General features: G+C 57.6%; 16 protein-coding genes and 1 pseudogene. 16 read left to right on the top strand and 1 reads right to left on the bottom strand.

The annotated features are described in order from the left end of the window. The first annotated feature begins 43 nt into the window (after window positions 1-43). The 12 genes and pseudogenes from sbnA (at window position 44) to ACFSO0_RS16885 (ending at window position 14257) form a co-directional block, all read left to right on the top strand. A complete protein-coding gene (gene sbnA, locus ACFSO0_RS16940) occupies window positions 44-1048 on the top strand; it encodes a 2,3-diaminopropionate biosynthesis protein SbnA (RefSeq protein WP_376882136.1) in 1005 nt (334 codons plus the stop codon). A gap of 29 nt (window positions 1049-1077) precedes the next feature. After that, window positions 1078-2091: a 2,3-diaminopropionate biosynthesis protein SbnB gene (sbnB, locus tag ACFSO0_RS16935; protein WP_376882134.1), complete on the top strand. Its 1014-nt coding sequence runs from the start codon at window positions 1078-1080 to the stop codon at window positions 2089-2091. Between the two features lie 24 nt (window positions 2092-2115). After that, entirely contained in the window at window positions 2116-4008 is a 1893-nt protein-coding gene (locus tag ACFSO0_RS16930; RefSeq protein WP_376882132.1) for an IucA/IucC family protein, read from the top strand. Then, a complete protein-coding gene (locus tag ACFSO0_RS16925; RefSeq protein WP_376882129.1) occupies window positions 4005-5246 on the top strand; it encodes an MFS transporter in 1242 nt (413 codons plus the stop codon). The genes ACFSO0_RS16930 and ACFSO0_RS16925 overlap by 4 nt, the downstream gene beginning before the upstream one ends. Continuing rightward, a complete protein-coding gene (locus ACFSO0_RS16920) occupies window positions 5243-7078 on the top strand; it encodes an IucA/IucC family protein (protein ID WP_376882126.1) in 1836 nt (611 codons plus the stop codon). Before ACFSO0_RS16925 ends, ACFSO0_RS16920 begins: the two co-directional genes overlap by 4 nt. Further along, window positions 7075-8943, top strand: coding sequence for an IucA/IucC family protein (locus tag ACFSO0_RS16915; RefSeq protein ID WP_376882123.1), 1869 nt, complete (start codon window positions 7075-7077; stop codon window positions 8941-8943). Before ACFSO0_RS16920 ends, ACFSO0_RS16915 begins: the two co-directional genes overlap by 4 nt. Next, window positions 8944-9756 (top strand): HpcH/HpaI aldolase family protein, encoded by an 813-nt coding sequence (locus tag ACFSO0_RS16910; protein WP_376882120.1) that lies wholly within the window; start codon window positions 8944-8946, stop codon window positions 9754-9756. After that, window positions 9740-10945 carry a type III PLP-dependent enzyme gene (locus ACFSO0_RS16905; RefSeq protein WP_376882118.1) on the top strand — a complete coding sequence of 402 codons (1206 nt, stop codon included), beginning with the start codon at window positions 9740-9742 and terminating at the stop codon, window positions 10943-10945. The genes ACFSO0_RS16910 and ACFSO0_RS16905 overlap by 17 nt, the downstream gene beginning before the upstream one ends. A 14-nt stretch (window positions 10946-10959) precedes the next feature. Then, the gene (locus ACFSO0_RS16900) at window positions 10960-11754 is read left to right on the top strand and encodes a ParB N-terminal domain-containing protein (protein WP_376882116.1); all 795 of its coding nucleotides are present in this window, start codon (window positions 10960-10962) and stop codon (window positions 11752-11754) included. A 223-nt stretch (window positions 11755-11977) separates the two neighbouring features. Beyond that, window positions 11978-12349, top strand: coding sequence for an acyl-CoA thioesterase (locus ACFSO0_RS16895; RefSeq protein WP_376882113.1), 372 nt, complete (start codon window positions 11978-11980; stop codon window positions 12347-12349). Window positions 12350-12575: 226 nt separating this feature from the next. After that, window positions 12576-13010, top strand: coding sequence for a MerR family transcriptional regulator (locus ACFSO0_RS16890; protein ID WP_376882111.1), 435 nt, complete (start codon window positions 12576-12578; stop codon window positions 13008-13010). Between the two features lie 9 nt (window positions 13011-13019). After that, window positions 13020-14257: pseudogene (locus tag ACFSO0_RS16885) on the top strand (MFS transporter). 147 nt (window positions 14258-14404) lie between these two features. Here the strand turns inward: ACFSO0_RS16885 and ACFSO0_RS16880 are convergent. Next, window positions 14405-15814 (bottom strand): sigma-54 interaction domain-containing protein, encoded by a 1410-nt coding sequence (locus ACFSO0_RS16880; RefSeq protein WP_376882108.1) that lies wholly within the window; start codon window positions 15812-15814, stop codon window positions 14405-14407. A 246-nt stretch (window positions 15815-16060) separates the two neighbouring features. Here ACFSO0_RS16880 and pdhA point away from each other — a divergent pair, with 246 nt between their 5' ends. Genes pdhA through lpdA form a run of 4 tightly spaced genes read left to right on the top strand, consistent with a single transcriptional unit; the run spans window position 16061 to window position 20940 of the window. Next, window positions 16061-17128: a pyruvate dehydrogenase (acetyl-transferring) E1 component subunit alpha gene (gene pdhA / locus ACFSO0_RS16875; protein WP_376882106.1), complete on the top strand. Its 1068-nt coding sequence runs from the start codon at window positions 16061-16063 to the stop codon at window positions 17126-17128. Beyond that, window positions 17125-18108, top strand: coding sequence for an alpha-ketoacid dehydrogenase subunit beta (locus ACFSO0_RS16870; protein ID WP_376882103.1), 984 nt, complete (start codon window positions 17125-17127; stop codon window positions 18106-18108). Before pdhA ends, ACFSO0_RS16870 begins: the two co-directional genes overlap by 4 nt. An 18-nt stretch (window positions 18109-18126) precedes the next feature. Then, window positions 18127-19497 carry a dihydrolipoamide acetyltransferase family protein gene (locus ACFSO0_RS16865; RefSeq protein WP_376882101.1) on the top strand — a complete coding sequence of 457 codons (1371 nt, stop codon included), beginning with the start codon at window positions 18127-18129 and terminating at the stop codon, window positions 19495-19497. Next, window positions 19498-20940, top strand: coding sequence for a dihydrolipoyl dehydrogenase (lpdA, locus tag ACFSO0_RS16860; protein WP_376882099.1), 1443 nt, complete (start codon window positions 19498-19500; stop codon window positions 20938-20940). Window positions 20941-20995: the final 55 nt, after the last annotated feature.

Raw genomic sequence — 20995 nt, 5'->3', positions numbered from 1 at the left:
ATTATCATTATTATAAAAATGCGCGTAAGGAGTGAATATGCCTATGATGTTTCGACCTGACACGGAATCAGGAGGTACTAGTCGTGACGTTTTTGATTCCATTGTTTCGTGCGTAGGGCGCACCCCCCTGGTCAAGCTGAACCGGCTGTTTGGGGACAGCGGAGCAGAGGTGCTGGCAAAACTCGAACTGATGAATCCTGGCGGCAGCATGAAAGACCGCCCGGCGCGGTACATCATCGAGCAAGGGCTGAAGGACGGAAGTATCCATAAAGGGACGCACCTGATTGAAAGCACGTCCGGCAATCTGGGAATCGCGATTTCGATGATCGCGCGCGTCTACGGCTTGACTTTTACATGCGTGGTCGACCCGAAAATCACGAAAACCAACCTGAACATCATCAGGCAGCTCGGGGCAAACATCGAAATGGTGCAGGAGCCGGATGATCAGGGGGGATATTTGAAGACGCGCATTCGACGGGTGAAAGAGCTGGTGGCATCCATCCCGAATGCTTTCTGGATTAATCAATATGCAAATGAAAACAACTGGAAGGCCTACTATTACGGAACCGCGAGCGAGTTGATCGAGCAGGCAGGGGGGCGTATCGATTATCTGGTCATGGCCGTCAGCACGACAGGGAGTATTTTGGGCACAGCGCGAAGATTGCGCGAAGTGAACCCTGATTTGAAAGTCATCGCCGTGGATGCAGCCGGTTCGGTCATTTTCGGAGCGCCTCCTGCCCCGCGCGAGCTTCCCGGCATTGGCTCCAGCCGTGTGCCTGAGCTTCTCAAGCGGGACGAAATCGACGAAGTCGTCTACGTGAGCGACATCGAATCCGTTCGCGGATGCCAGGCATTGCTGGCGGCCGAAGGGATATTCGCAGGCGGCTCGTCTGGCTCAGTCATTGCAGCATTGCAGAAAATCGTCCCGAAACTGCCGGCAGGCGCGCGTGTGGCGACGATACTCCCGGACAGAGGCGAGCGTTATTTGGACAGCGTATACGACGAAGCATGGGTACAAAAACTTGGCCAGCCGGTGGCTACAGCCTAAGAAAGCCTAAGAAGGAGAGAAGCAAAACAATGACAAGCAACCATACGATCTTATATGTAAGCAAGGCAGATATTGTGAGACTCGGGGGCGATTCCTCCGATTTGTACGTCACGGCAGTGAGCAGGGCGCTGGAGCTGCACGCCAAGCGCGACTTCGTACAGCCGCTCAAGCCGTATTTGCGCGTCGACGAAAAGGATGGTCACATCGCCGACCGCATCATCGCGATGCCTGCCTATATCGGCGGGGAATCGCCCGTGGCGGGAATCAAATGGATCGGCAGCAAGCACGACAATCCGAGCAAGCGGGGAATGGAGAGAGCAAGCGGCTTGATTATCCTGAACGATCCCGTCAGCAATTACCCGATCGCGGTGCTCGAGACCAGCCTGATCAGCGGGATGCGCACGGCAGCCGTATCGGTCATCGGCGCCCGTCATCTGGCGAAAAAAGGATTTTCGCGCATCGCGTGCATGGGCTGCGGCGTCATCGCAAACATGCAGCTGTTGTCCATGCTCGAGCAATTCCCGCAAATCCGCGAGATCCATCTGTTCGATCTGAATCCCGACGCTGCGCGCAGACTGAAAGAGCAGCTGCGGGAGCGGTACCCGCAGGTAGACGTGATCGTTGCCGCGAGTGCCGAGCATGCAGTGCGTGAAGGGGAAGTCGTTCTCACATGCACCGTGGCCGACAAGCCGTACATCCCGTTTGAATGGCTGCAAAAAGGAGCGTTTGTCAGCAACATTTCCATCATGGACGTACATAAAGAAGTATTTCTGCAGGCGGATAAGGTGGTCGTAGATGACTGGGACCAATCCAACCGGGAGAAAAAAGTGATCAACCAGCTCGTGCTGGAAGGAGCCTTTTCCCGTGAACAATTGCACGCGGAGCTGGGGGAAATCTTGATCGGAGCGAAAGCAGGGCGGGAATCGGATGACGAGATCATCCTGCTGAATCCAATGGGCATGGCGGTAGAAGACATTTCAAGTGCCTATGAAATCTACCGAAAAGCCGTCGCGGAAAACGTCGGTACACGGTTGCCTCTGTAAATGGGAGAGAGGGGGAGACCGAGTATGGAAACCGACCTGAAAGAGAGAGAGGCGTCGCTCCAGCACCAAGCCGAGCAGCTGGTATTTTGCGACCTGATCAATGCGCTGTTGCAGGAAAATTTGGCAGGTATGGTGGACAGGGCGAAGACCGGGGTCGAGTGGTTCGGCCCCTCCGAGCACGAATGCTGCAAGCTGAACGGGGAAGAGCTGTATTTTTACTTGCCGATTGATACCCATCGCTGCATCGTCTTTCGCGTCAAGGCCCAGCCGTTTATTCAGCCGTACAAAATCAGCCGTCTGCCCGTAGTGGTCCTGGACGAGCGGAATGAGGAAGTGCGGCAGCTTGACCCGTTCACCTTCATGCAGACTTTTGCCGAGGCTCTGCCTGCGAGTGAGCGAACTTCCTCCATGCCCAATCTGGCGGGTTTTCTGGACGAATTGCGAGATTCTATCCAGCATACGGCGCTCTCCTTGCAGTCGATGACGGCACCTGTCAAACGCGTGAGAAGTGAAGAGACGTCACTTGTGCACATGGAGCGGCTGTCCGCCTTGCGAGATCGCCCTTTCCATCCGACATCGCGGGCCAAACGAGGCTGGAGCAGCGATGATTACAAACGCTACAGCCCGGAGTACGGACAATCGTTCGGCCTGGATTGGATCGGCGTGCGACGGGATCACATCCGGGCAAGTACAGACAAGGAAATCGCTCCTTTCATACTGGCGGACCACGAGCTGGAAACGCTGCGGCGGGCCGCAAGCCGGGCCGGGATCGATGAGCGGGACTATTTGCTGCTGCCCGTCCATCCCTGGCAGATGGAACATGTGCTGCCAACCCACTATCGGGCAGAATGGGAGCAGCGCATCTGCGTGCCGGTGATCCGCGGTTTGGGGGATTTCCGCCCGACATCCTCCGTACGGGCTGTCGTTCCCGTACACGGCGGGACCTATCATCTCAAAGTGCCGATCGGGATTACTTCTCTGGGCGCATTGCGGATACTGCCGCCGCGCTATTTGCACAACGGGGCCAAAGGCCAGGCTCTGCTGCAGCAGGTGATCGAGAGAGACAAATGGCTGCGGGAGCGGCTCCGGTTGTGCGACGAATCCAACTGGTGGGGCTTCCACAATCCGGCGGCCGATCCGTTCGCAGACAAACCGGGACATCTCGCTTGCCTTATCAGAGCCTATCCGGCTGACCTTCTGGAGAATCACGAGGAAGTGGCATTAATCCCGATGTCTGCGCTGGCAGCGATAGACGGCAACCGTCAGATTCCCGTGTTTGAGAAGTGGCTGGCACAGCGCTCCGGGCAAGGATCACAGCAAGGGGAAGCCCGCATTCTTGCGCTGCTTCGCGAAATTTGCCAAATGTTGATCGGCACGTCGCTGCGCTTGTTTCGCTACGGGATGATGCCGGAAATCCACGGTCAAAATGTGCTCCTGATCGTGCGCAATCACAGGGTTGACGGCATCCTGCTGCGGGATCACGACACGATTCGCCTGCATCCGGCCTGGCTGAAGCAAGCCGGATTGGTACCGCCGCCCTACATCGTGAAGCCGGGCACTCCCAACAGCTTGATCCATGATACACCCGAAAAGCTGCTCGCCTATTTCCAGACGCTTGGGGTGCAGGTCAACCTGTACGCGATTGCAGACGCCTTGAACAAGGTGTATGGAATCGAGGAAGCCGTATTTTGGCGCGTGATCGAGAGTGTCGTGCGCGAGTCGGCAAACGAACACGACTTGCCTGCAGAAGTGAGGGATGTGCTGGAAAGACAGCTCCTCGCTGCCGAAACATGGCCGATCCGGCTGCTGTTGACACCATTATTGAAACGCGTCGGCACTGGCGGCGGGAGCATGCCGGCTGCTGAAGGAAATACAAGTAATCCACTGCGTTTAATCAGAGAAGAAGATGACAAATGAATGCGAGCCAAGCGAAAAGAAACTTGAGCATGCTGTGGCTGGGCCAGTTTTTCTCTACGTGCAGTCTGAACATCGTCGTGCCCCTGCTTCCCTTTTACATGGCGGAGCTGGGGGCGACCCAGCCCGGACAAAACCGGATATGGACGGGACTGGCGCTGGCAGCTCCGGCTGTCATGCTGTGCCTGTCTTCCCCGGTCTGGGGGAGATACGGGGATCGCTTCGGAAAAAAGTGGATGGTCGTCAGGGCGCTGTTGGGAATTGCCATCAGCTTGACCTGGATGGGCATGGCTGCGTCTTTCTTGCAGTTTTTTCTGGCGCGTCTGCTGCAAGGAACATTCGGAGGTGTCGTAGACGCTGCTGCGGCGTTCACCGGCTCGCAAGCCAGCGAAGGGGCAAAGGGCCGTGCGCTCGGTAGCCTGCAAAGCGCGACAGCTGCAGGCTCGCTCGCAGGACCGCTGATCGGCGGCATACTGTCCGATTGGTTTGGCTTGGCGCCTATTTTATTGTCATGCGCCCTATTGACCGCCATTTGCGGTATGGCATCCGCATTCGTCTTGCAGGAGACGCCTCGACAGTCTGCCGACACAGTGCGAGAGAAATTGTCGATCTCTCTTGCGTCACGGGAAATGCTGGGCCATCGCCGAATCCGAAATTTCCTGGCTGCGGGGGTCCTTGCCCAATTCGGCGTGTATGCACTGGTCTCGATCTTCGCCCCCTATGTGCAGGGGATGGTCGGAAATGCACATGCGGCCTCATGGGTCGGTGTCCTGCAAGCGGTGACGTGGGGGGCGAGCTTTCTGGCTTCCCCATGGTGGGGCCGACTCAACGACAGAGCCCAGATCGAAAAAAACGTGTGTGCGGCGCTGCTGGGCTTAAGTCTTAGCGTATTTCTGCAAGCCTGGCAGACGGACGTGATCTGGATGATTCCGCTCCGGGCGCTCCAAGGTTTTTGCTTTGCAGCCCTGGTGCAGTCGATCTTTCTGGTAGTGACGCTGGAGACAGATGAGGGGCGAAGAGGCGTCCACATCGGGCTGGCCAACTCCACGCTGACGATCGGTCAAATCATCGGATCGCTGCTCGGCTCCGCACTCGGCGCGATTTTTTCCATGGAATGGGTGCTGACGATGGCAGGGGCCTCGTTTCTGGCCGGAGCCATCAGGCTGGCGTTCAGCGTCTGGCATCATCCGGCGGCCCAAGACGCGCTGCCAGATTATCAAAAAGAGGTGAACAATCAGTGACACAAAGCACGATGACAATCGGACGCCATCTGGCGCAGACGGCAGCCATCGAGCGGCTGTTAAATGCATTTTTGCGGGAGAGAGGCGTATTCGATCCGACAGTGTCAGCGGATGACGACAAGCTCACAAATATTCCCGCGCCGATCGTCACACAGCTGGCGAAAGAGGGCTTGCCGATGCGGCTTTCCTTGCCAGCGACTGCGGTGGACATCCTGGGTTCCGTCACTTATTTGTCCAGCTTCGGCCACCATCGCTACGGGGGATCGCTTTGGCTGGCGAGCAAAAGGGAACAAATCGTCGAACAGGTCCAGCAGCCAAAGGAGTTGGCAGAGGCGCTGCTGCTGGAGCTGGCGGCATCTGCACCGCTGCAAAAAACCGGCCTGGTTGATACGCTTTTGGGACAGCTGGAAAACTCGGTGCAAAAGACGACCGTCTATGCCGACCATAGCCTGCGGACCGGACGTGACCTGATGCAGTTGCCTTTCTCGGAACGCTTTTTCGCGGCAGAGCAGTCTTTGGTGTTCGGGCATCCTTTTCATCCGACACCGAAGAGCACACAGGGCTTTACGGCGCAGGACATGACGAAGTACGCTCCGGAGCTGGGTGCTTCCTTCGCTCTGCACTATTTCGCCTGCGCCCCACAGCTGCTTAAGGAGTCGTTTCTGGATGCGGGCACGGGCGATGCGGGATGGATTTCTGCGGAAGTAACAGAAGCAGCCCGGCAAAAGCTGCCGGCGGAAAAGCAGGCATACCGTCTGCTTCCTTGCCATCCGTGGCAGGCAGAACACGTAAAAAGCTGGAAGGTCACACAGGATTTGCTCCGCAGAGGAGTGCTGATTGATCTTGGCCAGCTGGGCGGCAAGGTGTACCCGACATCCTCGGTGCGCACCGTTTGGGACCCGACCCATCCTTACTTCTTCAAGCTGCCGTTGAACGTGAGAATTACCCATTTCATCCGGGTCAATCCCCTCGAGCAGCTGGAGAGGACGATGGATGCCAGCCGTGTCGTGGCATCCGTGGCAGAGCGTCTGCCGTATCCCGCCTTCACGATCTTGCGCGAAGCCGGTTATCGCACGATTGCACCGCAGGACGTCACGGAAGTAGAACGAGAGAGATTGACGGAGAGCTTCGCCGTTATCTTCCGGGAAAACCCCGTGCGGCTCCCTGCCGACACGGAGCCTCCGATCGTGATAGCCGCGGCGCTCGAGCACCCTCCCCATGGCAACATGCCGCCGATCATGGACGCGATCCGCGAGGCGGCAAAGCAATACCCGGGGGTGGGACAGCGAGAGCTTCTGCAAAGCTGGCTGAGGCGATATTTGGAAATATCGCTGGTTCCGCTGCTCTGGCTGTTTGTGACGCATGGCATCAGCATGGAATCGCACGTCCAGAACGCGATGATCGCTTTTCGCGGTGGGTGGCCCGCTCATTTCTACGTCCGCGATCTGGAAGGAGTGAGCATCAGCCGCGAACGGGCGATCGAGCAAGGATTGTTCCGCGTCTGCATTGCTCCGGACAGCCCGGTTCTCTACGCAGAGGAGGAAGCGTGGCTCCGGTTCAAATATTACGTGGCCGTCAACCACGTGGGGCATTTGATCCATACGCTGGCTTGCTATGGCGCGACATCCGAACAGGAGTTGTGGAGCGTGGCGGCTGACGTCATTCGTTCTGTCGATTTCTATGAACAGGGCAAGGCATTTCTTGCAGATCTGCTGGAGTCGAAAGAACTGCCCGCGAAAGCGAACCTGATCAGCAGCTTTCAACAGCGCGGCGAAAAGCCATTATTCGTAAAGATTCCAAATCCGTTGGCTCAATCGAGGGGGAACGTATGAATCAGACAAAGGATATGATCGGTCGTGATTTTGCCAGTATGACGGAGAGGATCGACGCCGCGATTTCGTCCGAACAATATGTCGCCGTACGCCGGAGGATGTTCCGCCAGTTGGTTGAGGCGCTGTTGTTCGAGGGCGTCGTCGCTGCGCGGACCGAAGAAGCAGACGGAGAGATGTCCTTTTGGCTGGAAGGGAAAACGGAAGCAGGAGAGCCAGTGGCGTATGTTTGCCGGGGGAAACGCCGACTTACGTTCGGGCGGATTCGCCTCACGGAAACGCCAATCCAGCGCCTGAAGGACGAGTGCAGCCAGGAGGCAAAGTCACTTGCCCAGTTTCTGCTGGAGCTTCGCCACGCGATCGGTGCAGATGAGGCTCGGCTGGCATCGTTCATCAGCGAGCTGGAACACACTCTTTTGAAAGACACCTTGGCCCAGTACGAGCGGCTGGCAGAAGGGCGTGAAATTCGGCTCCACGATTACGATGCGCTGGAAGCAGACATTATGGACGGCCATCCATACCATCCAAGCTACAAATCGAGGATCGGCTTCGACTGCATCGACAATGACGAGTACGGACCCGAGTTTGGCCGAGAGCTTCGTCCGCTCTGGCTGGCCGTTGAAAAGCAGCATGCCCGCCTTTCGCTATCCAGTCAGCTCGAGTATGAACGATTGCTGGCGGAAGAGCTGGGAGAGGCGCAGCTGGCATCCTTTGCCCATATCATCCAGGGAAAGGGGCGAGAGGCGGATGACTATTGGTTCGTCCCCGTCCATCCGTGGCAGTGGACGAATATCACCACGACCGTACAGTTGGAAGATTTGCGGGCGAAGCGGCTCATCCTGCTCGGGGAATCGCGTGACACGTACCGGCCGCAGCAGTCGATCCGGACACTGGCGAACGCTTCCTCTCCGCACAATGCCTACCTAAAGCTCGCCATGAGTCTGATCAACACGTCAACGGGACGCATACTCGCCCCCCACACGGTGATGAATGCTCCCGCCATCTCCGACTGGCTGTACGGGATCGTCAAGGCCGACCCCTTTTTGCGGGACGAGGCGAGAGTCATCTTGCTGCGTGAAATCATGGGGATTTCCTACGATGCACCTGCCCACTCTGCGCTTGTGCAAGCCAAGACGTACGGCGTGCTGGGATGCATCTGGCGGGAAAGCCTGCACCGTTTCCTCGAGCAGGGAGAATCAGGGCTGCCATTCAATGGACTATGCTCCCGCGATGTTCACGGTCGTCCTTTGATTGAGCCGTGGGTACGACGATATGGCGCTGAGGTGTGGCTGACACGGCTGCTTGAGGCAAGCGTCCTGCCGATCGTCCACATGCTCTACGCTCACGGCATCGCGCTGGAATCCCATGCGCAAAACATGGTGCTCATCCACCGGGATGGCATGCCTGTGCGCATCGCGCTGAAAGACTTCCACGACGGCATTCGCTTCTCGAGACAATACCTGACAGCCCCCGAAAAATGCCCGTCATTGCTGGGGACACCGGAGTACCATGCCCGCGTCAACCGCAATTCCTTTATCGAAACGGACGATCTTAGCGCGATTCGCGACTTTATGCACGATGCGTTTTTCTTCATTAATATGGGCGAACTTGCGATCCTGATGGCAGACGCATTCGGGTACGACGAACACAAGTTTTGGGAGCTTGTGCGCGAGGTGCTGGAGCGTTACCAACAGCGTCATCCCCATTTGGCTGAACGGTTCGCGCTGTTTGACCTGTTCGCGCCGACGGTCGAAGTCGAGCAGCTGGCAAAGCGCAGGCTGTTCCCGGATACGGAGCTGCGTCTGCACACAGTACGAAATCCGCTCAGCCGTCTCGACGCCATGCCGCGATCGGAAGGAGAGGTGTGAATGCTCCAGGAAAATGCGCTTAAACGAAAACTGCGCGCAGGGGAAACCGTATTCGGCCTGTTTTGCTCCATTCCAGCCCCCATTGTGGTAGAAATGATCGGCTGCGCCGAATTTGATTTTGTCATTATCGACTGCGAACACGTTTCCATCAATCCGGAAACGCTCGAGAACATGATTCGGGCGGCCGAATGCGCACGCATCACCCCGTTGGTCCGCGTAGCCGATGCGCAGCCCGGCACGATCCTGCGCGCCCTGGACAGCGGGGCACAAGGAGTAGTCGTGCCGCACGTCCAAAGCCGGGAGCAGGCAGAGCACATCGTCCGCTGCAGCCGGTACTACCCGCTGGGGATGCGCAGTCTGAACAGCGGACGGCCGGGCGCTTTCGGCAAACACGATCTGGCTGCCTATCTGGAACGTGCGAACGAGGAAGTCATGGTCGTCCCGATGATTGAGAGCAAGGAAGGGGTGGAGCACGCGGACGAGATTCTCCGCGTGCCCGGGATCGACATGGTGCTGGAAGGCGCTGCCGATCTCTCGCAGTCGTTCGGCCGGCCATGGGATACCCGAGGTGCCCTCGTAAAAGCGGCACTGCAGACCGTCCAGGCAGCAGCAAGGCGCCACGGTGTGCCGTACTGCGCGATTCCACGTGCGCTTGAAGACCTGGACGGCTGGCAGGAGAGAGGCGTGCAAGCATACGTGCTGGGAGACGAGCGGGGGATCGCATTTCGCGCCATGCGCCACCAGCTCGGGATATTCCGGGACAGAGTGAGCGATCTGGATGAAAAGGAGAGCAGTTATGAAGCAAGTCGTTGAATATATCAAAGAGATGCACGAGAAAAGCGAAAAACCTTTCTGCGCCTATCTGTACGATCTGGACCACCTGAAGCAGCACGTCCAGGCAAAGGCGGGCTCACTGCCCGCCGCCTGCCGGCTCTTCTACGCGATCAAAGCCAATTCCGAGCCGCCGATTTTGCGTGCGCTCGCACCTTATGTCTACGGATTTGAAGTCGCCTCGCTCGGCGAAATTCGCAAAGTTCGGGCGGTTTCTCCCGACATCCCGATCCTGTTCGGCGGGCCAGGCAAGACGGATGAAGAGCTGGAGGGAGCCATTGAGCACCGGGTCAGCCTGCTTCACGTCGAGAGCATGAACGAGCTGCGGCGGGTCGATCAGCTGGCGAAAAAGCGGAATGTCGTCGTCCCGATTCTTCTGCGGGTGAATTTGCGCGGTCCGCTTCCGTCCGCTACTCTCGCCATGGCTGGTCGCCCAACCCAGTTTGGCATCGACGAGACGCTCGTGCCGGACGCGATTCGCTTGGCCCTTTCCCTGGAAGGCGTGAAGCTGCAAGGATTTCACTTTCACTCGATTTCCAATCATCTGGATGCGGGCAAACACGTCGCGCTGATCGCCCATTACTTGCGGCTCGTGCGCGATTGGATCACGCAGTTTGACCTCGACATCAGCTACCTGAACGCAGGAGGCGGCATCGGGGTGAACTACGCTGATCTTACGCAGCAGTTCGAGTGGGAACCGTTTGTGTCGGGCCTGTCCTCCTTGCTGGACAGTGCGGCTCCGCCTGGGCTGCGCATCCTGTTCGAGTCCGGACGTTACTTGACGGCTTCTTGCGGGTACTATGCGGCGGAGGTGCTGGACGTCAAACAGAACCACGGCAAAACGTACGCGGTTATTCGCGGCGGGAACCATCATTTCCGGCTGCCGTCTTCCTGGCAACACAGCCATCCGTTTCACGTCATCTCGACGGAAAAATGGGCGTATCCGTTTGCGCGGCCGACGCACGAGAATGGTGCCGTCACGGTAGTCGGCCAGCTCTGCACGCCTAAAGACGTACTGGCGAGCGATGTCTACGTGCCGAAGCTGCGGGCAGGTGACATCGTTTGCTTCCCGTATGCGGGTGCGTACGGCTGGGCGATTTCCCATCACGATTTTCTCAGTCATCCGCATCCTGACCAGTTTTATTTGGAAAAGGTCGGCATTCTTGAATAAGGAGGAGTCCAGGAGTGATCCATGTTTTGTCTTCCCTACAGGTCGTGGGCAGCGACCAGATTTGCTTGCATGAAGATCATGAGCCTGGCAGACTGCAAGTTACGTGCAAGGCAATGACCGATCAGGGCGTACTGCTTCACCCACCGCTCGCCAAACGGATGCGGGACGGGAGATACCTGATTCTGGACGGCGCCCATCGCAGCGCGGCGATGCGGCAGATCGGCTGCCGCTATTTGCCCGTGCAGGTCGTAGATGACAGCCGTTATCAGCTTACGGCGTGGGATCATCTCGTTCCAATCGGGACCTGGCTCTACTGGTTGCAGCACGATGCGGCGTTTGACTGGCAGGGCGAGCCGCTTGACATACGGCATCTGGCTGAAATGATCTACCCGAGCGGAAAAAGACTGTTCGTGTATCCGTCAGGCAGCGATGCGGATACAGCCGCTTCTCTCTCTCTCTGGCATCGGCTCGTCAGGGCGTACAGCAGCAAATACCCTGTGAAACGCGTCCCGCAAGATCTGCCGGATTTGCCGGAGGAGGGGATGGTCCGGCTCTGCTATCCCGCTTTCCCGATTGAGCATATCGAAGAAATTGTCGCAGCAGGACAGGTCATGCCGGCGGGCGTCACGCGGTTTCTCATCAACGGGCGTCTGCTGAATTTGCGCATTCCCTTGTCGCTTTTCACCAGCAGCCACTTTCCTGTGCAGGAATGGGAGAATTACCTGCGGCACTGGGAAAACTCCTTGCGACTGTACGCTGAGCCAGTCTACCTGAACGAAAAAGAATTCGCAGAGGTTGCGCAAGTCTAGTCGATTTCCCGGATTCCGCCTCCGCTCCGATGCTTCCTATGAAGCGGCCGAGCGGAGGCGTTTTGCGTTGGCTCCGGCGCCAATCCCTTCCCCCAAAGGACAGGATTCGTTTTGGGGAAAAAGGTGATAAGATGAAAAGAAAGATGGTGGACAGGGAGATGCCGGAAGCGGACGCTTTCCATGTGCCATGCGCCCATCAAGAAAGCGGGGGAGTCCTTTGACCATGACCGAATTTGCATGGGTGGTTCAGCCGGATGCCGTACACGACGGCCACGTGAACAACGTGAAGTACCTGGAATTTTTGGAGCAGACGCGAAAGCCGTGGTACCAATACTTTGCCAGTCTGGGCTTTCGTTCCCTCGTGGCGCATTTGGATGTCACGTACAAAAAGGAAGCGTTTCTGGGAGACCTGCTCCGTATCCGTACGGAGATTGACCGCGTCGGAAACACGAGCCTTGACTTGCAGCAGACGATTGTCAATCAGCATGAGGAGCTGGTGTTGAATGCACGGGCGACTTTTGTGGCGATCAGCATCGCGACGGGGGAGAAAATGCGCATCCCGGACGAAATGCGCGGCGCCTGGCAACAGTCGTAAGCGAAGCTGGCCCTCGCGGCAAAAGCCTTTTCGAGAGCAGGCAAGCTGTTGCCGCGGCAAGTGACGGCTTGCTGCAGGCATTCGCCCGCATGCTGCGGTTTCGCCCAAGGAAGACGTTTTTCGGGAAAAGCCGCTCTTTTTTTTGAAAAATAATTAACGTTGACGTTAACGTTAATACTGTGTTACTTTATACTTTGTAATTTTCCAGTAAAAGAGGGGGGATGGCATGGGCATTTACAAAATCGAAGAAGTCGCCAAGGAATGCGGCTTGACCAAGCGCACGATCCGCTATTACGAGGAAATCGGCTTGTTGTTTCCGCCTGAACGGAGCGAGGGCGGCTATCGTCTATACACCGACCGGCACATCGACCAGCTCAAAAAGATCATCAGCGCACGAGACGTCCTTGGCTTTTCCTTGACAGAACTTTTAGAATTTATTCAAATGAGCGATATGATCAATAATCAACGCATAGAGGCGAAGCAGACGGATGATCTGGCGCAAAAGCTGGAGAAAATCGAACAGCTTGGGCGGACGCTGGAGAAGCAGCTTCACATGATCGATCAGAAGCTGGAAAAACTTCAGCAGTTTCGGACGGAACTGGTCGACTTGCAGGAGCGCGTTCAGGCGGCCAACAACAAATACAAGAACAATCAGGAGTGAGAAAAGGAAATGTCACATACAGGCAATGCAGCCGCTCACGCGAAGAACGCAGAAGGGCGCAAATCCGGAGTGCTGCATCAACCCAGGTCCGTGTGGGCGGTATTTTTCGCGGGCATCATTGCTTTTATGGGAATCGGCCTGGTCGACCCCATCCTGCCGGCGATCGCAGAGAAAATGCATGCCACCCCAAGCGAGGTCAGCATGCTGTTTACCAGCTACAACGCCGTAATGGCGGTGGCTATGCTGTTTACGGGGATGATCGCTTCCCGGCTCGGCGTCAAAAAGACGCTCTTGACCGGCATTATTGTCATCGCTTTGTTTTCGTTTTTGGGAGGCTTGTCGAATCAGATCTGGGTACTCGGAGGATTGCGCGGGGGATGGGGATTGGGGAATGCCCTGTTCGTCGCGACTGCGCTGACCGCTATCGTCTCGTTGTCCAACAGCGGCGTGACGAAAGCGATCATCCTGTACGAGGCGGCAATCGGCCTTGGCATTTCCGTCGGCCGCTGCTCGGAGGTGAGCTCGGAGCCATCTCGTGGCGAGGCCCGTTCATTGGCGTGGCCTTGCTCATGGTCGTCGCCTTCATCGCGCTGGTCGTCTGGATGCCGGCTGCACCGAAAAACGCGGCGAGTGCCAAAGCAAAGTCGTCCTTGGCAGATCCGTTCCTTGCGATGAAAAACCATCGATCACTGGTTGTTTTCGGCTTGACCGCCTGCCTGTACAACTTCGGCTTCTTTACGCTCATGGCGTACGCTCCGTTTGTCATGGGGCTGGATGAACACGGTCTCGGTTATGTGTTCCTGGGCTGGGGCGTTCTGCTCGCCGTCACCTCGGTGTTCATGGCGCCAAAGCTCCAGCAAAAGTTCGGGACCGTCACTTCCATGTCCTCCATGCTGACGCTGTTTGGCCTGACGCTCTTGGCCATGGGCATCTGGACCAACACGCAGATGGTCGTGATCGTCGCCGTCATCTTCTCCGGCGCACTGCTGGGGAACAACAACACACTGATCACGACAGGCGTCATGAACGCTGCGCCAATCGAGCGCTCCACGGCGTCGGCGGCGTACAGCTTCCTCCGTTTTATCGGCGGTGCGATCGCGCCGGTCATGGCGGGAAAACTGGCGGAATGGTTTAATCCGCATGTGCCGTTTATCGTAGGTGCCGGTTTTGTTCTTTTGTCTGTACTGTTCGTTACGATCAATCGCCGCCACGTCATGCACGTGGATCACGCCGGCGCCGGGCATTGATCCTTTTTGAATCCGCTTTGGAAGCGGAAAAAACGTGGAGCAAGCACTGCCGAAAGTTGCCTTCCGGATGAAGGGCGGGCAGCTGCCATCCATGCCGAAAGCCAGCTTGACACGACGTCCTGTGTCAGGCTGGCTTTCTCTTTTTTTCTATTTGATTCCCAGGCTCCGCTTTTTCCTCACCAGTGTAGATATGTTGATACCCAGCCTGTCGGCGCACTCCTGCATCGTTCTCGTCTCGCCAAGGATGCGCTGGATGTACTCCCGCTCGAATCGGTCGACCGCCTCTTTCAGCGGCAGAGAAGAGTCGATTTTCGCCATCTGCAGCGGAAGCGAAGCTTGCTGCGCCTTGCGGATGGACGCAGGCAGCTGGTCAAATGTGATTTTCTCGTTCTCGCACATGTGATAGGCGCGCTCGATCACGTTTTTCAGTTCGCGGATGTTCCCTGGCCAGTCGTATTCCATAAAGGCTTCCAGCGCGTCGGCTTCGACCCGGATTTGGCGCTGATACTTTTTCTCCAGCATCTTCAAAAAGTAGAAGATCAGCGCAGGGATGTCATCGCGGCGCTCTCGCAGCGGCGGGACGGTAATCGTCAGCACATTCAGCCGATAGTACAAATCTTGCCGGAATTGCTTGCGCTCGACCATCGCTTCGAGGTCGCTGTTGGTCGCCGCGATGATGCGCATGTTTACCTGGCGCGACGTCTTGCCGCCCAATCGGCGGATTTTCCCGTCCTGCAACACGTTGAGCAGCTTCACCTGCAGCGGGTAGGGCAAATCGCCCACCTCATCGAGGAAAATCGTGCCGCTGTGCGCCAGCTCCAGCAGTCCCTCCTTGGCCTGTGTCGCTCCGGTAAACGCCCCTTTTTCGTAGCCGAACAGTTCGGATTCGAGCAAGTGGTCCGGGATGGCACCACAGTTGATTTTGATAAAATCGCCGGTGCGGCCGCTGCGGGCGTGGATGTAGCTGGCGAGCACGTCCTTGCCGACCCCGGACTCGCCCAGGAGCAGAATGGGGGAGTCGTTTACCGCAAAGCGGTCGGCCAGTGCGGCGATGCGGTGCATCAGGTTGCTCCGGTAGATCAGCTGCCCCTCGTAATCGATCTCGTTTTGAATTTTTTCCAGTGCCTGCTGGAAGGCGGAATTGATCTGCCTCGTCTCCTCCAACTCCTGCTGCAGCTGGTTCAGTTCGGTAATGTCGCGGACGTTGCCCACCACGAACAGCAGCTCCTGGTTCTCATCGAGCAAGGGCGTCGCCGTGTTGATCGCTTTGCGGCCGTTGGCATAGTCGATGATGACGCTGTGGGTCTGCTTGGTCTGGATGGCCCTGGCGGCGGAAGAGTCCGGCACCAGATGCAATTCCTTCTGTTCGATGAAGCTGTAGCGATCGAGCACGTCGGCAGGGACGCCGGTGATGTGCAAGTAGGCCTCGTTGTAGAGCAGCACGTATCCGTCGCGATCGCAAATCGCAAGCCCGTCGTGGGACGTATGGAAAATGGTCGTAATCAGCTTGAACAGCTCGTCGTTGTCACTCGCCTGGTAAAATCTCGTTTGATTCATAATGACCCCCTTGGACCGCAGGTGGAATCGCAATAGTCAGAATTGAGCATCCTTGTGCAAAAACGCATATGCAAAACTGAGCAAGCGCTCTGTCAATGCGGCTCGATTCACATCGTTTCGCTTGGCACAGTATTTGCTATTGTTCGTTTATGAAGAAAATAGCTGACGCAACTCGCTCGCGTTATCGCTGATGTCCATAGCAATATGAAACGGCTGGACTGAATTCGGAAAGAGAGGGATGTTTGAATGTCTCCATTATATCAGGTATTGACCCCAGAGGGTGAACTGGCGCATGACATCGCCGGACTGCCAGATGCGGCCACGATGGTCAAGATGTACGAAAACATGGTGCTGGTCCGCCTGTTCGACCGCAAATCGATCAACCTGCAGCGGCAAGGACGGATGGGCACATACGCACCTTTTGAAGGACAGGAAGCTTCGCAAGTCGGCAGCGCCATGGCGCTTTCTCCCGGCGACTGGCTGTTCCCGACCTACCGCGACCACGCCGCCGCAATCGTACACGGACAGTCGATGGCGCGCGTATTTTTGTACTGGATGGGCCATATGGAAGGCAGCATCAGCCCGAAAGGCTTGAACATCATGCCGCCGTGTGTGCCGATCGCGACGCAGATGGTGCACGCAGTCGGGACCGCCTGGGCGAGCAAGCTGCAAAGCGAGCAGCACGTCAGTCTCGCGTACTTTGGTGACGGGGCGACTTCCGAGGGCGATTTCCACGAAGCGCTCAATTTCGCGGGCGTCTTCAAGACCCCGACCATCTTTTTCTGCCAAAACAACGGCTACGCGATCAGCGTACCTTTCTCCCAGCAATCCGCTTCCCGGACGATCGCGCAGCGGGCGGCTGCCTACGACATTCACGGCGAGCGAATCGACGGCAACGACATTTTCGCTGTCTGGATGACGATGAAAAAAGCAGTAGAGCGCGCCCTGGCAGGCGAAGGCCCGACCTTGATCGAAGCGATTACCTTCCGCTACGGCGCCCACACGACGGCCGACGATCCGAAAAAGTACCGCGACCAGGAAGCGCTGTCGGCACAGTGGCGCGAGCAGCGCGACCCGATCCACCGCCTGCGCCTTTATCTCGAAAAACAAGGGCTTTGGAACGAAGAAAAAGAAAGCGCATTCATTTCCGCCGCAGGAGCGAAAATCGATGAGGCGCTGGCAGAAGCAGAGAGCTATCCGAAGTCGCGTCCGGAAGACATGTTCAAGCACGTCTATGCGGAGCTGACGTGGATGGCGGTCGAACAGCAAAACGAGCTGACAAACCCTGACAAACAGGAGGAAATCCCGGCATGAAACGAAAACTGACGATGATTCAGGCCATCACCGAAGCGATGGACCAAAAGATGGCAGAAGATGCGCGCGTCATGCTTCTCGGCGAAGATATCGGCGTCAATGGCGGCGTGTTCCGGGCGACGGAAAACTTGCTGGAAAAGTACGGAGCGAACCGCGTCGTCGATACGCCCTTGTCCGAGGCGGGCATCATCGGCGCGGCGATCGGCCTGGCTTTGAACGGATTGATTCCCGTGGTGGAAATCCAGTTTCTCGCCTTCATCTATCCCGGCTTCGAGCAGATCGTCTCCCATGCCGCACGCATGCGGTACCGGACGCGCGGCCAATACCACGTACCGATGGTCATTCGCACGCCATACGGTGCCGGTATTCGCGGGCCGGAGCTGCATTCGGAGAGCGTGGAATCGTTCTTCGCCCATGTGCCCGGCTTGAAGGTCGTGGCGCCGAGCACGCCGTATGACGCCAAAGGGCTTTTGATCGCCGCCATGGAGGACCCCGATCCCGTCCTGTTCCTGGAGCCGACAAAGCTGTACCGGGCGTTCAAGGAAGAGGTGCCACAGGAAATGTACCGCGTCCCGATCGGCAAAGCGAGGGTGGTACGCGAGGGAGAGGATTTGTCCATCTTCGCCTGGGGTGCCATGCTGCGCGTAGCGGATGAGGCGGCGAAGCGAATCGAGCGGGAGCGGGGCATCAGCTGCGAAGTGATCGACTTGCGCACGATCTACCCGCTGGACCGGGATGCAATCGTGGCTTCGGTCAAAAAGACGGGCAGAGCCGTCGTCGTCCATGAAGCACACAAAACGGTCGGCATCGGTGCGGAAATCATTTCGATCATCAACGATGAAGCGTTGATTTACTTGAAAGCGCCGGTCAAGCGGATCACGGGCTTTGACGTTCCGGTTCCGCAATTTAGCATCGAGGACGATTATTTGCCGACGCCAGAGCGCGTCATGAACGGCATCGTGGAAACGTTTACGTACTAGAAAGAAGGAGCGAGGGCAATGGTGGAGTTCAAGCTCCCCGATGTGGGAGAAGGCATGCATGAAGGCGAAATCCTGAAAATTCTCGTGCGTCCCGGCGATGCGGTCACAGCCGATCAGCCAGTGATCGAGGTGCAGACCGACAAAGTAAATGCAGAACTGTCTGCACCCGTGAGCGGCGTCATCGGAGAAGTGCTCGTTACGGAAGGCGAGACGGTGAAAGTCGGCACGACCTTGCTGGTTATTCATACTGGGGAAGAGGTGAAGGGGGCGCCTGGCAGCGAGCAGGCTGCAAGCGAGCCAGAGGAGAAGCCTGCAGCGAAAACGGCGGAAAAGTCTGTCCCGATAGACGCACCCCGTCCGCGGACAGTCCGCGCCCTGGCCACGCCGTATGTGCGGCAGCTCGCCCGCGAATGGAAGATCGATATCGAGAAAGTGAGCGGCACCGGCCCGGCTGGTCGTGTCACAGAAGAAGATTTGCGCCTGTTTATGCAGGGCAGCAAGCAGGCAGCGTCCTCCGATCATGCCTTGGCCGCCCCGGCTGAGGAAGCCAAGTCTGCTTCGCATGTGGCAGCAGCGCAAATGGCGGCGACGGCTATCGCGCAGGAAAAAGAGGCCCACGCACAGGAACGTGTCCCACAGACACTGCAGCAAGCGCCGATCCATCAGGCGCCAGCCGCTGCGGAGCCGTCGATCGAACGGCTGCCGCTGAAAGGAATCCGGAAAAAAATCGCGGAACATATGGTCAAGTCAGTCACCATCATCCCGCATGTCACATCGGTCGACGAGTTGGAGATGGACCGCCTGCGCGCTTTGCGGGAGCAGCTGCTTCCTCACGCCAGTCGGCGCGGCATCAAGCTGACGTATTTGCCATTTTTCATCAAGGCGCTGGTGATCGCGCTGAAGGAATTCCCGGTGATGAACGCATCCATCGACGATGCGGCCAACGAAATTTTGCTGAAGCGCTTTTATAACATCGGCATCGCCACTGACACACCGGAAGGGCTGATCGTGCCTGTCATCAAGGATGCGGATCGCAAGTCGATCTTCCAGCTCGCGGACGAGATCGCCAATCTGGCAGAGCTGGCCAGATCCGGCAAGCTGACGATGGAACAGATCACAGGCGGCACCTTCACGATCAGCAATGTCGGTCCGATCGGCGGCCTGCAAGCGACCCCGATCATCAACCATCCGCAGGTTGCAATCATGAGCTTGCACAAAATGGAAAAACGCTGGGTCGTGCGCGAAGACGAGGGCGTGATCCGCTGGATGATGAACATTTCGCTCTCCTTCGACCATCGCCTCATCGACGGGGTGACGGCTGTGCGCTTTACGAACCGGATCAAGGAGCTGCTCGAAGACCCGAATCTGCTGATGGTGGAGATGGTATAGATGGTAGTAGGAGAAGTAGCAATCGAAACGGATGTTGTCGTAATCGGCGGGGGCCCTGGCGGATACGCGGCTGCCATTCGTCTGGGCCAGCTGGGGCTGTCCGTCGTGCTCGTAGAAAAAGACAGTCTGGGCGGCGTCTGCCTGAATCGCGGGTGTATTCCCTCGAAGGCGCTCATTCACAGTGCGACCCAGTTTGACAGCCTGCGTGGTCTGGAAAAGCTGGGCATCGAGCTTCCGGAAGGGACCGCCGCTTTTCGCATGGCAAAATGGCAGGCGTGGAAAGAATCCGTCGTCTCGCAGCTGCGAACGGGTGTAGCCCACCTGTGCGAAGCGAATGGCGTGGCGGTCGTGAAAGGGTCTGCGACGTTTTTGTCCTCTGACCGGATCGGTGTCGAGACAGGGGGAGACTTCGAGACGTACAAGTTTCGCCATGCCATCGTCGCGACCGGATCGAGACCGTTTCTTCCCCCGTTTGTCGAGCGGGACGGCGAGATCATTCTGGACTCTACGGATGCGTTGAACCTTCAGGAGGTGCCAGAGACGCTCGCCATCATCGGCGGAGGATACATCGGGATGGAACTGGGCATGGCCTTTGCCAAGCTCGGCTCGAAGGTCACCATCGTGGAGGCAGCTCAGGACATTTTGCCGCAGACGGCAGCATCGCTCTCGCAAGTCGTAAAAAAACAGGGCAAAAGGCTGGGCATCACGGTGAAAACAGGGGCCAGAGTGGAGTCGGTTGCCGTCGCGGAAGGGCGCGCGCAGCTGACGATCAGCACCAGCCAGCAAGGTACGCAGGAGCAAATCGCTGCGGACAAGGTGCTGGTGACAATCGGCCGCGTGCCGAATACGGGAGAGATCGGGCTTGCCCAAGCCGGGGTGCAGGTTGATAACCGCGGCTATATTCCGGTCGATGATGCATGCCGTACGAATGTGTCGCATATTTACGCGATCGGGGATGTGACGCCGGGACCCGCGCTTGCGCATCGGGCCGCGAAGCAAGGTATCGTAGCCGCCGAGGTGATTGCCGGTCTGCCCAGCAGCGTAGACTCGCCGTATGTTCCGTATGTGATCTTTACAGAACCGCAAATCGCGGGCGTCGGGCTGACGAAGGAAGAAGCCGAGCAGCACGGGTATCGGGTCAAAGCTGCGTCTTTCCCGTATCGGGCGAACGGCAAGGCATTGGCGACGGACGAGGGAGAAGGCTTCGCCGAAGTGATCGTGGATGAGGAAAGCCATCTGCTTTTGGGCATGCATATCGTGGGCGCTGACGCCTCCAACCTGATCGGCGAAGGGGTGCTCGCCCTGGAGCTGGCTGCGCGGGTCGAAGATTTGGCTCTGACCATCCATCCGCACCCTACCTTGAGCGAGGTTTGGCTCGAAGCCGCAGAAGCCGCGCTCGGACACGCCATCCACATCGTCAACAAGGCGAAAGTGACGCGCTGACACAGGGAGCAAAAAAATTTAGGGGAACGGCAGGAAAGATCCTTCCCGCTCATGA

Origin of the sequence: Brevibacillus sp. GCM10020057 (genome assembly GCF_042683565.1) — a bacterium.
Lineage (GTDB): Bacteria > Bacillota > Bacilli > Brevibacillales > Brevibacillaceae > Brevibacillus.
This window is presented reverse-complemented; position numbering and strand designations above follow the sequence as displayed.

Bases quoted from the DNA above. Each gene is read 5' to 3' on its own strand.
- sbnA (WP_376882136.1), top strand. From the start codon at position 44: ATGATGTTTCGACCTGACACGGAATCAGGAGGTACTAGTCGTGACGTT.
- sbnB (WP_376882134.1), top strand. From the start codon at position 1,078: ATGACAAGCAACCATACGATCTTATATGTAAGCAAGGCAGATATTGTG.
- ACFSO0_RS16930 (WP_376882132.1), top strand. From the start codon at position 2,116: ATGGAAACCGACCTGAAAGAGAGAGAGGCGTCGCTCCAGCACCAAGCC.
- ACFSO0_RS16925 (WP_376882129.1), top strand. From the start codon at position 4,005: ATGAATGCGAGCCAAGCGAAAAGAAACTTGAGCATGCTGTGGCTGGGC.
- ACFSO0_RS16915 (WP_376882123.1), top strand. From the start codon at position 7,075: ATGAATCAGACAAAGGATATGATCGGTCGTGATTTTGCCAGTATGACG.
- ACFSO0_RS16910 (WP_376882120.1), top strand. From the start codon at position 8,944: ATGCTCCAGGAAAATGCGCTTAAACGAAAACTGCGCGCAGGGGAAACC.
- ACFSO0_RS16905 (WP_376882118.1), top strand. From the start codon at position 9,740: ATGAAGCAAGTCGTTGAATATATCAAAGAGATGCACGAGAAAAGCGAA.
- ACFSO0_RS16895 (WP_376882113.1), top strand. From the start codon at position 11,978: ATGACCGAATTTGCATGGGTGGTTCAGCCGGATGCCGTACACGACGGC.
- ACFSO0_RS16890 (WP_376882111.1), top strand. From the start codon at position 12,576: ATGGGCATTTACAAAATCGAAGAAGTCGCCAAGGAATGCGGCTTGACC.
- ACFSO0_RS16880 (WP_376882108.1), bottom strand. From the start codon at position 15,814: ATGAATCAAACGAGATTTTACCAGGCGAGTGACAACGACGAGCTGTTC.
- pdhA (WP_376882106.1), top strand. From the start codon at position 16,061: ATGTCTCCATTATATCAGGTATTGACCCCAGAGGGTGAACTGGCGCAT.
- ACFSO0_RS16870 (WP_376882103.1), top strand. From the start codon at position 17,125: ATGAAACGAAAACTGACGATGATTCAGGCCATCACCGAAGCGATGGAC.
- ACFSO0_RS16865 (WP_376882101.1), top strand. From the start codon at position 18,127: ATGGTGGAGTTCAAGCTCCCCGATGTGGGAGAAGGCATGCATGAAGGC.
- lpdA (WP_376882099.1), top strand. From the start codon at position 19,498: ATGGTAGTAGGAGAAGTAGCAATCGAAACGGATGTTGTCGTAATCGGC.